This window comes from Fimbriimonas sp. LA-C6 (genome assembly GCF_055398105.1).
In genome coordinates this window covers 3,306,275-3,318,411 of the sequence record NZ_AP038796.1, presented here as the reverse complement: position 1 = coordinate 3,318,411, position 12,137 = coordinate 3,306,275, and the positions used below count along the sequence as shown (strand labels likewise).

At 55.4% G+C, this 12,137-nt stretch carries 15 protein-coding genes; 10 read left to right on the top strand and 5 right to left on the bottom strand.

From position 1 onward, the window contains the following. Positions 1 to 411 carry a hypothetical protein gene (locus ACZ51B_RS15360; RefSeq protein WP_464294219.1) on the top strand — a complete coding sequence of 137 codons (411 nt, stop codon included), beginning with the start codon at positions 1 to 3 and terminating at the stop codon, positions 409 to 411. Beyond that, complete coding sequence (locus ACZ51B_RS15355) at positions 408 to 977, top strand: hypothetical protein (RefSeq protein WP_464294218.1); 570 nt, start codon at positions 408 to 410, stop codon at positions 975 to 977. Before ACZ51B_RS15360 ends, ACZ51B_RS15355 begins: the two co-directional genes overlap by 4 nt. A 515-nt stretch (positions 978 to 1,492) precedes the next feature. On the opposite strand, the gene ACZ51B_RS15350 is transcribed toward ACZ51B_RS15355, so the two are convergent. Next, positions 1,493 to 2,056: a PEP-CTERM sorting domain-containing protein gene (locus ACZ51B_RS15350; RefSeq protein ID WP_464294217.1), complete on the bottom strand. Its 564-nt coding sequence runs from the start codon at positions 2,054 to 2,056 to the stop codon at positions 1,493 to 1,495. 123 nt (positions 2,057 to 2,179) lie between these two features. Between ACZ51B_RS15350 and ACZ51B_RS15345 the strand changes: the two genes are divergently transcribed. Then, the gene (locus tag ACZ51B_RS15345) at positions 2,180 to 2,431 is read left to right on the top strand and encodes a helix-turn-helix domain-containing protein (protein WP_464294216.1); all 252 of its coding nucleotides are present in this window, start codon (positions 2,180 to 2,182) and stop codon (positions 2,429 to 2,431) included. Positions 2,432 to 2,454: 23 nt separating this feature from the next. Here the strand turns inward: ACZ51B_RS15345 and ACZ51B_RS15340 are convergent, their stop codons facing one another. Beyond that, on the bottom strand, positions 2,455 to 2,670 hold the full coding sequence (locus ACZ51B_RS15340) for a helix-turn-helix domain-containing protein (RefSeq protein WP_464294215.1): 216 nt from the start codon (positions 2,668 to 2,670) through the stop codon (positions 2,455 to 2,457). A 132-nt stretch (positions 2,671 to 2,802) separates the two neighbouring features. Here ACZ51B_RS15340 and ACZ51B_RS15335 point away from each other — a divergent pair, with 132 nt between their 5' ends. From ACZ51B_RS15335 to ACZ51B_RS15325, 3 genes are read left to right on the top strand one after another with little or no spacing between them, the layout of a single operon-like run. Next, the gene (locus tag ACZ51B_RS15335; RefSeq protein WP_464294214.1) at positions 2,803 to 4,335 is read left to right on the top strand and encodes a type IV secretory system conjugative DNA transfer family protein; all 1,533 of its coding nucleotides are present in this window, start codon (positions 2,803 to 2,805) and stop codon (positions 4,333 to 4,335) included. 20 nt (positions 4,336 to 4,355) lie between these two features. After that, on the top strand, positions 4,356 to 5,009 hold the full coding sequence (locus tag ACZ51B_RS15330) for a replication-relaxation family protein (protein WP_464294213.1): 654 nt from the start codon (positions 4,356 to 4,358) through the stop codon (positions 5,007 to 5,009). A 5-nt stretch (positions 5,010 to 5,014) separates the two neighbouring features. Then, positions 5,015 to 5,386, top strand: a complete 372-nt coding sequence (locus ACZ51B_RS15325; RefSeq protein ID WP_464294212.1) for a hypothetical protein — start codon at positions 5,015 to 5,017, stop codon at positions 5,384 to 5,386. 357 nt (positions 5,387 to 5,743) lie between these two features. Here ACZ51B_RS15325 and ACZ51B_RS15320 read toward each other — a convergent pair whose 3' ends face one another. Next, positions 5,744 to 6,673, bottom strand: coding sequence for a hypothetical protein (locus ACZ51B_RS15320; protein WP_464294211.1), 930 nt, complete (start codon positions 6,671 to 6,673; stop codon positions 5,744 to 5,746). 950 nt (positions 6,674 to 7,623) lie between these two features. On the opposite strand from ACZ51B_RS15320, the gene ACZ51B_RS15315 reads away from it, so the two are divergent. The 4 genes from ACZ51B_RS15315 (at position 7,624) to ACZ51B_RS15300 (ending at position 10,494) form a co-directional block, all read left to right on the top strand. Then, positions 7,624 to 7,782: a hypothetical protein gene (locus ACZ51B_RS15315; RefSeq protein WP_464294210.1), complete on the top strand. Its 159-nt coding sequence runs from the start codon at positions 7,624 to 7,626 to the stop codon at positions 7,780 to 7,782. Between the two features lie 334 nt (positions 7,783 to 8,116). Further along, the gene (locus ACZ51B_RS15310; protein ID WP_464294209.1) at positions 8,117 to 8,917 is read left to right on the top strand and encodes a hypothetical protein; all 801 of its coding nucleotides are present in this window, start codon (positions 8,117 to 8,119) and stop codon (positions 8,915 to 8,917) included. 29 nt (positions 8,918 to 8,946) lie between these two features. Beyond that, positions 8,947 to 9,327 carry a hypothetical protein gene (locus tag ACZ51B_RS15305; protein WP_464294208.1) on the top strand — a complete coding sequence of 127 codons (381 nt, stop codon included), beginning with the start codon at positions 8,947 to 8,949 and terminating at the stop codon, positions 9,325 to 9,327. 6 nt (positions 9,328 to 9,333) lie between these two features. Then, positions 9,334 to 10,494: an NBR1-Ig-like domain-containing protein gene (locus tag ACZ51B_RS15300; RefSeq protein ID WP_464294207.1), complete on the top strand. Its 1,161-nt coding sequence runs from the start codon at positions 9,334 to 9,336 to the stop codon at positions 10,492 to 10,494. A gap of 394 nt (positions 10,495 to 10,888) precedes the next feature. Here the strand turns inward: ACZ51B_RS15300 and ACZ51B_RS15295 are convergent, their stop codons facing one another. Together ACZ51B_RS15295 and ACZ51B_RS15290 are read right to left on the bottom strand one after the other, a co-directional pair. Then, positions 10,889 to 11,239 (bottom strand): hypothetical protein, encoded by a 351-nt coding sequence (locus ACZ51B_RS15295; protein ID WP_464294206.1) that lies wholly within the window; start codon positions 11,237 to 11,239, stop codon positions 10,889 to 10,891. Between the two features lie 27 nt (positions 11,240 to 11,266). Beyond that, positions 11,267 to 11,833, bottom strand: a complete 567-nt coding sequence (locus tag ACZ51B_RS15290; RefSeq protein WP_464294205.1) for a hypothetical protein — start codon at positions 11,831 to 11,833, stop codon at positions 11,267 to 11,269. Between the last annotated feature and the right edge of the window lie 304 nt (positions 11,834 to 12,137).

Here is a 12,137-nt window from a genome sequence, read left to right as displayed (position 1 = left end):
TTGTCGGCAGATGAAAGTGGGCTGAACGTCCTCAGAGTCGCCCGACCCTTCGGAGAAGGGTCGGGCGGCATCAGAGGTTGGCTCGTTCGCCTTCTCGGGACGTTTGACTCGCCTTTGTATTTTCAGGCGCGGGTGAAATTCAGCCGTAGCAGCTACGACGAGTGGGGTTACGAACGATACTATTCTTCGTCTGGGGCGTTTGGTGATGACGCGAGTTCATTGGAAGGGAGAATCAGCGCATTTCAACTCGAAACGGGGGACGAGCGCGGTTTCGCCTCCCTTCGCTACGAGCCTTATTACTGCTCCGACCTCGTTGTGGTCTCCAATCTGGGCATGGATGTCCTTGCGGCGTTAGGGGGCGAGGCATGGCCTGGTGCCTCGGGGCTCGAACGGCAGGGAGACAAACGATGATGACCCCAACGATTGAGATGGCTTTATTGGCCGATTCAAGTGATCCGCTGCTGTATTACCTGGTGCGCGTCCTGGTGCTCGATGACGGACGTCTGGCTCGCGTGGACCCGTCGTTCTCCGCAAGTGGACACCTTTTGCGCAACGTGTTTTTGCCCGATGGCCTTAGAAACCGGCTTTCTTTCGGCTTCCTCGCCGAGGAGTTTGCGGTCGGCTTCTCAAGCTATTGCAAAGGGATCTGCTGCGAGAAGTATCTGCTCACTGGCGATACAAGCGCGTTGGGAGAGGCTGCGCTTAACTACCAGGAATCGGCTGAACGCAGAGGGCGAATTCATGAATTCTATGGGGTGCATGTCGAGGAGGCTTTTTCTATCGCTTGCTACTACGAAGGACCCAATTCTCAGTACATGCAGTTCAGTTGCTCGAACGAGGCCTCGGTCGCGCATCTTGCGAAGGCGGTGCAAATATCCGCCGTCTCGTATGCCGGCCGTTGCTCAGCCAGCCAGATTCTGTCTTCCGACTCTTCCGGCCAATGGATAGGCACGAAACAGGATTGGGAAGTCCACTAGTCAGGCGGCGACTCAGATGCCTGGCCGCGTCCGTTTTTCTTTACGAAGTTCGAAGGGCCGTCTCGGCAATTCAGAAAGGCATAACAGCTTCTTTCTCTATATGAGTGCGCCCGCGTAACCTTATGACCAGAGCCGTAATTTCTCCACTTGAGGCGAGCGGAATACGGTGGCTAGGCCTTCCGCCCTGGTATGTCTATTGGACTGCTTTGCAAACGAGCAGTAAAGGCTGACGGCGAGCGAGGAAGAGACTAGAGACCGGTGAACTCGTCAATATCGCCTGGAGTTCGTAAACGACATCAGGAACGCCAGGTTGGAAATTGATTTGGAAGACAAGCTGGAGGCAACCCGTACCTGATCCGCGGAGTCCAGCCGAGCGCGGAGATGACCGGTACTAGATTAATGCCGTGCAACGGCTCCGATTCCTGCGGGACGTTGAACGCTCCGGTGTCCGGGTGCTCGTGGCTTTGCAAAGCCGCGAGCACCCCTAGGCATTTACGTTACAGGCTTTCCAGAGCCTAGGCACGTCGCTTCCGGCATGCCAGCGTGACCAAGCCCAAACCTAGTGCAGCCATGGTCATCGGCTCCGGCACCGCGTCGAATCTCGCGATGAGCGCCACGGGGCTGCCGTAGTACGCGAAGGGCGTTCCGCCGCTCGCGCCGAACCTGAACGGCAGGTGGTCCGCGTTTGCCTCGCCCGCGCAGTTGAACATGCCCGAAACGCCCGTAAAGCCGACGAAGTACGAGGCTCCCTGGGTCACGTGGACCGCCGGGAACGACCCGCCCGACCAACCTGACTGGGGCGAGAACGAGCCTGCTCCCAGCAAGGTGCCGCCGTCGGCCGGGTCCGCCGTGAATATGCTGGCGGTGACGCTCCTCCCGGCCGTGTCGCCCGAAAACTTGGACTCGATCTTGCCGAGGTCGTAGGTCTGGGTGGGCACGTACGTAAAGCCGACGGTGTCGGTTCCGCCCCAGTCCTGGCCCGCGTACGCGGCGTACTGCCCGTTGACTGTGTCGATGGCTTGGGCGCTCCCGAAGGAGGAAAGCGCGCACGAGCAAAGAATCAATGTAAGTGGTTTCATCACGATCTGGCTCCAAAGCCGCCGCGCCCTTCCGGGATGCCCGCGCGCCGGTAAACGTGAAATCGGTCAGGCATCTGCGGAAATGGTACCAGATTAGTACCGACCTATGAGCCAGCTTTTTTCGTGGGTTTCAAGAAAGCCGTAGACCGCAGCGAACACGACGTCCTCCGCGCCCTGATCGCGCGGTGGCGGACGGATGCCGGGCTCAGCCAGCGCCAGCTCTCGGCCAAGCTCGGACGCCCGCACAACTACATGGTGAAGGTGGAAGGCGGAACGAAAGGGCTTGAGGTGGTCGACCTGGTGGACATCATCCGGGCGCTCGGGAGGGACATGGATGCCTCGCTCACGGAATACGGAAGGTTGCTCGGCCCGTAACTTCCCAAGTTCCTTCGCGAACGTCAGCGGCAGCGGTTCGGGAGCCTATTGCGGGCCTCTTCTCTGCCGATGAACTCCTGCAGCTGGTTGGCGGTGACCCGCCTGGACCTGCCGATCCGTATCGACTCCAGCTCGCGCGAGTCCAGAAGGCGGTAGGCGTGCGCCCTGCTGATCGACAGCAGCTCCGCCGCTTCCTCCACCGTGAATGCCAATTTCGCGTGTGTCTGTCTTGCTTCCATGGCTAATGGTGGGCACGCCCAAAGCGGCCAAACCTAATTTCATTATCCGATTAACGCGCGCGTTAATTAAGACGAGCCCCATCATTTCGACCCTTGAAAACCTGCGACCATCTGGCTTCAGGAGCTGAAGCGATGCTGTACCAGGACCAGAGAATAAGCCCACTGCCCGACCATTGGATCGGCGTGCAGAAAGGCTGGGAATACTACGGCAACGACCCGAGGGACTTCCTGGTGTCAATGCCGATCAGCCGAATGACGACCCATGCTCTCATCATCGGAGCTACCGGCAGCGGCAAGACCAACTTGCTGCACCACTTGGTCTCCCAGGACATTTTGGCCGGGCACTCGTTCTGCGTCCTCGACCTGAGGGGCGATCTCGTTGCGGCGGTTACCGAGCTTATCGCTGGCCGGGTCGATCCACGCCTCACCAAGATCATCGACCTCCGCGAGAAGGTGAGGCCCACCGGCTTCAGCCCGCTCCACGGCGCCGGCGAACCCTATTTCCGGGCCCTCAACGTGCTCCACGCCGTTGAGAGCGAGTCCGACAGCTGGGGAGTCCAGCTCTCGGAGACCATGAGGATGGCGCTGATGCTGCTCGCCGAGGTCGGAGAGCCGCTGACCAAGCTGGAGTCGCTGTTCCACGACCGCCACTTCCTGATGAAGTGCGTGGGCATGTCGCGTTCGGGGCAGGTCACAGGTTTCTGGCAGCGCTTTTCGGAGATGGGCAAGGACAGGCAGGCGGCGCTTGCCATGCCGGTTACCAACAAGCTGTCGATGCTGATGTCCACGGATTCGCTGAGGAAAACGCTCGGCCACCCGAAACCGATGGATCTGGGGCGGCACCTCGATATGCCCGGCAGCGTGACCCTGGTGTCTTTGGCCGTTGACGAGCTGCACGGGGCCGGCAGGATGATGGGCCGCATGCTGCTCTCCTCGATCCAGAGGGAGATCTTCGCGCGCGTGAACGTCGCGGAGGGCGACAGGAACCCGGTCAGGATCTACGTGGACGAGTTCGAGCATTTCGGCTCCGAGGAGTTCGAGAACATCCTCGCCGAAGGGCGCAGGTTCAAGGCCAGCCTGGTGCTGGCGCACCAGACGCTGGCCCAGCTCAGCCCGAGGATGCGCGCGATGGTGCTCGGCAACGTGGGCACCAAGTTCGTGCTGCGGACCGGGAGGGAGGACGGGGCGGTGCTGTCCAAGGACCTCACGGGCGACCCCAAGGCCGTCGATTTCACGTCGTTCTCGACCGGCGACGCCCTCATGTGGTCCAAGGGAACGGAGCCGATCCTGGTCGAGATCAACGAGCCCATCGTCGGCAACGTGGGCCTAGGCAGCGAGGCCGCAAGGGCTTTCGTCCGCCAGGTCAGGGACCTCGACGGTCCCGTGGTCTTCGAGGAGGCCACCGCCGCGGAAGCCGATTCCTGCGATCCGCGCTCCCCTTACGACCGACCGGCACCGGATGAGAAGGCGTTTCGAAGCCGACATGTTCCGGGACCCGAAAGGAAACCGGAACGCGAATCACCGCCGCCTAAGCCCCAAGCAGACACTGAAGAGCGGCATCCGACGGCGAATCCGGAAAAGCCTTCCGTTGCCGAAACTCCCGAGGAAGGCCCTGACCGAAAGGAGGCAAGGGTGGACATGCTGGAGGACTGGCTGTGCGGCTGACGAGGCGCGACCTACAACTCATGCGGGACGTCGCCCTCAGCCACGTCCTTAGCCGCGACCAGATCATATCGCTCGGCTACTTCGGCTCCGTTACCAGGGCGAACACGAGGCTCCGGGACCTTCGGGAACTCGGTTACGTGAAGGCGGTCCAGACGCCGTTCTACGCGCAGCAGATGTACGCGGTAACGCACCTCGCCTGCGACGTCCTAGGAGACAGGATCTCGCCCCTGGTCGCATCCCGAACCGGTTCGCCCAGGTTCCTACAGCATGCCCTATGCGTCACGAACGTGAGGATCGCCATGCTGGCCAAGGGCGCTACCTCATGGCGCTTCGAGCAGCAGCTCCGCGCCGGGTTCCGATACGGCGGCAAGGACTGGCAGGTGAGGCCCGACGGCCTCGCGGTGTCCGACCAGGCCCTTTACGCGGTCGAGGCCGACCTGGGCCACGTCGGTCCCGCCAAGTTCCGCGACAAGCTGCTTTCATACGACGCCTTCGCCGCCTCGGGCGAGTGCGGGCGCAGGTGGGGCGAAACCAGTTTCACACTCCTCGTCGTCACGACCGGCAAGCTTCGGGCCTCCCGGCTTGCCCGGCAACTACCGAGCAGCAGCGCCTTCAAGCTGATCTGCAAGCCTTCCGAAGAACTCGGCATCCCGTTCGCGGGTGCCTGGAGCTGAACGTTATGGACAACTATAATACAAATCGACGCAACCCCGTCAACATCCCCATAACCGGCGTTACGGACATCGTATCGCTGCCCTCCTCGGTCCGCCAAAGGCTCGACAACGCCGTCGGCTTCATGGGCCAAGGCAGGATGGACGACGCCAGGAACATGATCGCGCAGGCCGGGGCGGAACTCGCCAGGACCAATCCCGAGATTCTCCTTCTCCTCTACGCGATGCAGAATGGCACGCGGGGCATCGAGGTAGAGGAAATCGTCACCGACACAAACGAGGTGGTCACCCCGCGCAGGTTCATGGGATTCCGCTTGGAGGACGACGTCACCATCACGACCAACACGCACGCCACGAGGCGGCGGATAAGGTTGGTGTAGCGGCCCGACTCCACGAATCCCCAAAGAGAGCAGGTCGTCGGATGCATTTGCGAAATACCTTGCAGATGCGGCTACAACGGCATCAGCTTTTTATGTCCGAGCCACAATTCAACTGTCTGGCTTAGTCCAAACAAAACTGACCCTCTACCGAGGATCAGTTTTGTTTGGGTGCATGGCTTACCTCCATGTCGTTTAACGGGGCGTGGACACCGCTACCCGCCCATCGAGTCAAAGCGTGCTAAATGCCGGATGGATCCGCATCCTTCGCCAGGCCACCGTTCCCGCCTGACGGCTTCGTCTAGAACTTCCCATCCCCGTCATGCAGAAAGCTAGCGTGGCTTTGAGAGTCGCCTACCGTCACGAACCTGCCGCCGCTTCCGTCGTTCCTCGCTCCTTCCTGAACCCTCCTAAGTCCAATCCGCGCTTGTCTAAGTCTTCTCGTTGCGCCTTCTTCACTTCGACATAATCCGCGTCGGCAAAGACTGGTTCACCGATCAAGTACTTTAATCCCGCATAATCGTCCTTTAGGGCAATCCGCAATGCAGGAACAAACTCCAGCTCGGTGCTATCAAGCTTGAACGCCTTCATACCGGCTTCTAATGCCTGTGTGTGTATGTCCCGGAACATCCACCTTTGCGGGTCTTGCGGAACCTTTGCCTCGCCTTCGGGGTTCTGACTGTCTTCAATGCATCTTTGGAGACTGAACGAATGGTAGCCGATGCAACCCGTCGGGCGGTTTGCGTAGCCAATACAAAGCCCGTCTACATTCAACGGACATAGGGAAGCCCGAAGCACCTGTTGCAAAGGCGCGAGGGTTGCCGTTTCCGCTTCAAATGCGGCTATTCGGTCAAGCAAGGCTTCCATATCTTCGGGGGGCAACTTCTTTTTCAGGTAATGGGCAAGCGTAAGAACCTCGGGGGCAACAACGCTAACCCGAATCGTGCAACAGTAGTGACAACCGGGCTTGCAAGCCAAGTCTAAAGGTTCGGGTTCGTTGCCGAAGTCAACGCGTGTAGGCATTAGGTTTTGTAGGTGTTCAAAGGAACGGTGTACTGCGCGCGTTCCTTCACGTACCGACGCTTCGCTTCGTTCCTTGTCCATCGGTTGAAGGAACATGGCCGCCTTCTCTAAGAAGGCGAAGACGAGCTCCTTGTGCCGGGGGCTTCCGTCGTATTCGGGCGGTACGTTGTCAAGCTGGGGTGGAAGTTGTACGTCGTACTTCTTGTAAAGCCCGAGGATGCTGTCCCAAATCTTCTTGTTTTCCTTTGCCTTCTGTTGCTTTCCCATTACGAAGGTTCTACCCGCACCAGCACTGAATCGGCTCGATTTTTCCTTGGAAGGCCCGTTCTAGGGAATTTGCGCCATTGCCGTGGCGATTCTCGAAGCATCTGGTAGGGTCACGGGCGGTTGCTGAGTTGTCATGCCGTTCATTGCGGGGCTTGCCAATATGAACGGCTCCGCAATTTAGTGCAGCAACCCTACAGCATCGGAGTGGGCAATTGGTTCAGAGGAAATGCGGCACACGTACACCGCGTCAATGCCGCAGCAGTCTTCAACGGTTCGATCCGAGGAGCAAATATGTCTTACAGTCCACCTTGCCAGTTGATTGGTAACTGGCTAAGAACGCTCTAACAATTCCTTTTGAACATGGTGAAAGCTTCGGGCAAACTTCCAAATAAACGGAGGGGGCAGCGATGAGGCGAATACGTACACCCCTTTTTATTCAATTTGGCTCCAATACGTCGATACTTAGCTGTCGTTCTTGGATAACACGCCGTAGCGTTTCGGGGCGAACAGACACCGCTGCGGGTCTCTCAAAGGTCTCTCAGATGGTGGAGAAACGGGGGAGACCACTTGAGACCTCGGCGGACTCAAAAGCTTGCGGTTGTAGCCGCAATTTCCTCGTTCACACCGAGGTGGCCAGGATCAAATCCTGAACCGCCCACTTTGTCGACCATTTGTTTCACCGTCTCCGCAACAAAAATCGGCACCTCGACAACCACCCGCCTCTACATCTCCTTTTATGAGAGGCGCTGGTCACTTCTGAGGGCCTTTCAAGAGTGTCACCACATCACGACTTGCAGGTTTCAAGGTTGCATAGTCCAGGGATTGCGATTCCTTCTTGAGATCTCCATTAACTATGGCTCCCAAATCTGTGGTCGGGGAAGGCGGCAAGATTCCTTCAGCCGATCTCAACTTTGCAACTAAGCACTGCCAAGTGGAGCCGGTGAATGTATATGAGTAAGTCAGCCGCCCGCGACCGTAAGGCTACGTTGTTTTTCGCCGACTTCGGCTATGCCAAGACGGAAACCGCGATCTGCAAGTACTCGCTCGAAATCACCCTGCTATCGTTGGCCGCTTTATCTGCTGTGATTTGCTGCTGGACTCTTTCCTGAAAGACCCAACCGCCACCCCGAGGATCACAGGGATCCCGAGAAACGAAAAAATTCTTGCCCACTGCTCAAGCTTGTCACCAAGTTTTTCCGGGGTAGCAACCTCAGCCTTTTGGGCTGCTTCAATACCGACTTGTCGGAAGACTGCACTATGAACGAATTATACTTTCGGAGCATCACTACTTATGCCATCACATTTGTTTCGTAAGTGACTCACAAAGACTCGGTACAATGTCCTTTATCTCGGGGTCGACTGCACATTTCATGCACCTTGTTCATCTCAGCCCTCGGATGTACATTGTTTCTGCTATCGTAAGTCTTTAAACAGAGAGTGTATATGATGAAACCAGCGTCAACGAATGAAACCCTGTCTGTGGCAAACCAGCTTGCTTTGGCCCAGGTTTACCGCTACCTAAAACTGCGCGTTGGAGACTTTCATGTGCCTTGCCCGTATTTCAGTAATGACGTCTATCTTCAAATTCGAGACGTGCTCAATTCAAAGGGCGTTGGAGCTGATGTACTTGAGGCTATACAGGACACGATAAAGACAAGGAAAGCTTGTTATGGCTGGTCGGCAGGTAAGGCAATGCCTGAGGAACTGGAAGGTGCGATTCCCGAACTCATTGAGCGGTCAGGTCTACACAAGGGTAAAGTAACACCTTATGGCGTCTTAGAGTTAATGAAGCTAAAGGGCCTCGGAGTGGATTGTTCGGGCTTTGTTTTTAACATCCTCTTCAGTACTCTTAAACAACTGAAGCTCGAAGGCGAGTTGATAGAGTCGTTGGCCTGGCAAGGTGACGAGCGAGACGTCTTTCATGCCGGTTCGGCTACATTCAATTTCCCGGCGTCAACTATTATCCCTCTCAGCGATGTATCACCCTTAGACATAATCCTGATTAAGGAGGATTCCAAGATTCTCCATATTGCGCTCGTCGTTTTTGAGCACAATCAACTGTTGGTGGCACAATCGAGTCTGAGTTCAAATCCGTCTGGGGTAACGCTGGTACCGTTCCACGCAAAGAATGACGAAGTCTTATTTGACTTAGAAATAGCCATCGGACGGTACTGGGATGACCTTTACCGATCAGGAAAGCTTACATTTAACAGGCTCGCATGCCTAAGATCATTGCATATTTAGCCGCGATAACGCGGGAGAAGAACTCAAGAATGGAAGATGTCACTGTAGAAGTCAGTATTGTCTCACGCGATCCACGGGACCTTATGATACAAAGAGAAACTTTGGACTTAGCCGAGAGCTTAAGAAGTTTGCAGCCTGAACTCAAGACAATTCAGCTTGGCCCCACGCCAGATGGATTGACTGCAAAAGATTCTGCTATCGAACTTACAAACGGCGCTGTCAAATTGGTTCTCCCTGCTTCAGCGGCTGCGTTGGTCTTAAAGGCTTGGATACAGGAGTATTTTAGATCTCGGAGTGCTAGGAGAATAGAGATCAAGATCAAAGGGGGCAGCAGTGCTATTTTTAGTGGTTATAGTGAGAGTGAACTCGGCCGTCTATTTCCATTGGATAAATCTGCAACTGGTGAGTAATTGCTGATGGCGGGTACTTCGTGGATCGTTTGTATCGGTGTGGGAAGCAACAAGGTCTATCCACAACTGGTGTGCCCAAGCGCTGATGCGACCGCGGTTTTCCAGAGGATTGCATCGGATTGGGAATGCCCACGAGAACAAAGCGTCCTCATTCTCGAAGAGGACGCAACCTCCAAGATCTGTAACACCGCGCTGATTAGAGCTCTGACCGAATCTCGGCTGAATGATAAGGTGTTCATTTTCTTGTCTGGTCACATGAATCCAAATGTCCAAGAGGTCACCGCATCATTTGTGACGTACGACTATGATCCCACTCGTCCGAGTTCTGGAATCAATCTCAGGAGACTCCGGCACCTAGTTGAGGACAGCGTTGCCAAGGAGGTTATCGTATTCTTAGATGGCTGCCACGCCGGTGTGATTGGTCAGGGCCTAAGTGCCGATACTCCTCATCGAATCCAGTTCACTACCGGTGAAATGGATTCGTCAGTCGCCACAAAGCTCTTTCTTGCGGCGGTCTCTTCTGGCTGCAAGGCATACGAAAGTCAGGGTTCTCTTCTATCTCAGGCCACAGCTTGCTTCGTTTGCGCACTAGCCGAATGCGACAGCCGCACCCAATCTATTTCTGTTTACGAGTTGCTAGAAAGACTAGCTTCCGATCACAAAACTGGAAAGTTGGTGGCTGAACCCGTAGTATCTGGAGTAATAGTCGGCTCACCTACCTTGTATCGAGGTTTAGGATCTAGTCTGGCTCGCATCCCAAGTATGCCATCTTGGCTTTTCGATCTTGAGGGGCAAAAGAAACAAGACTTGACTGACAAGAGTGTATTCATTGCTGATTTGAACTTCCCCGACGGTAGCTCAGTTTTAAAGGGTTCAAGAATACGAAAGGGATGGCGGATTAAGAACGCAGGTTCTCAAGTGTGGAAAAACAGGTTCCTTTCATATGTAGGGTCTAAGGGGACAGGCACCGTTAACGCCCCCGTACTTACTATCTTGCCTGACTTGGCACCCGGCCAAGAGGGTGATGTGTGGGTAGATATGCAATTGCCGGATTACCCCGGCTCAATTTATGCAGAATTTAAGATGGTTGATAGGGGCGGTGATTATCTCTTTCCTAACTTACGAGGGCTATACATAAAACTTGAAATTGTCGAAGCCGAGTTCTGAGAAACTATATGAGCAAGGACGAGTCAGACCGGAGACGACTCTTGAAGCTAGGATAGAGGTCGTTGCGAAAGCGAGGCCGGTTGTAGCTTTGCCTTTATATCCGCGCATCGCAAACGTGGAGACGCCTACCCCCCGCAGCTTAATCCAATTTCTAATGAGCCAATGTGGACACGAGATTTTGAACATCGTAGAAGCACGTGTACATTGCAGAAGTGTCAGTAGATGAACAACCACTGCAAAACAGACGAAGGAATTCCTGTGATACACGTGGCTTACTTGCCAGAGTAGCCAGCCGCGAAAAGAATCGATAACTCCAAAATTCCAGTAGGACTTGCCAAGCGTGGTCGAAAACGGCGGGGTCGAGTGCCTTGAGCCAACCTAAATTGTTTGTCATCTAATGAATAATGGCGTTCCTAACATCCGCTACCATGTCCACCATAGTCCCGTTGGGAGGCCGAGCCTTACAAGCAACTCTGTTGAGGATGATAAGAATGATAGAGAGCAGAACAAGAAGTGCCTCGACTCGTGCTGCCGTACGTAAATCGTTCCAAGCAACGGGCATGAGCTTGGCGGCCCTCTCTCTTGAGAGGTAGGAGGCCATCATCTCAATGCCAGTTTGGGCAACAGCAATTCGACCATCTAGAAAAAGGTCAAAGTGAGATGCTTCGAGATATGTTGAGACGGCTCGACGGAGCCGATCTCGCCGATCATTCCAGGCATTCCACATCGTTTCGATGAATGTCATGCACCCGGTAGCTGCCTGGACAAAAGCCTAATTCGAACGTCGGTTTCTGGGTGATTCGAGTTTCAGGCCTGGTCCAATCCGCACGAAGGGATTCTTCTTCGCGCCTTCCCACCGACCGCTAAGGTCCAATATACGATCCGGCAATGAATCCAAGGCAGAGTTCGAGGAATTCGGAGATCTTTCTCGCTCCGTCGATTTCGCCATCTCCATGCGCAAGACATGGGTTAGCGTGAACCCGCCTGCCTTGTAGGCATCTACCTGCTCTGGTGCGGCAACGGCTGCTACTGGAACAGCCACATTGCTCCTCTCGGCGACGGGGCGGACTCCGATGCAAGCCTGTGCCTCGTGCCGGTCAAAACGAAATTGGGAAGGGCCCTGCCGCGTTTCATGGATATGATCCAGTCTAGGCACGTGATCGAGTCTATCAAGAGATATCTGGAGTTTGATAACGTGGATTTGACGAGTCCGAGCAATTGACGACAAATCCGCATTTGGTCTCTCAAAGGTCTCTCGAATGGTGGAGTACTTGAGGGACCAGTTGAGACCTCTGTAGACTCGAAATTCTGCGGTTGTTGCCGCAATTTCCTCGTTCACACCGATGAGGTCACAGGTTCAAATCCTGTACCGCCCACGACCTATCAGGTTCAAAATCTAAGGCGACTCTAATTATATTAGGTCTTTTTTGCGCTGAATGAACCAAACTTGGCATGATGGCTCCTTCTAGAAAGCCGAAGTGGTCAACAACGGACATTCCGAAAGACTATTCATGTCAGTTCCTGCCGGCAGCCGATCGCTCGGGCTTCTGACAACGAGTGGGTTTGACCTTCGTTCTGCCTCGTGAGTGCCCTCGACCTTTGGGCTCGCTTGGCACAGCTTGGAGCGAAAAGGATCGACCATT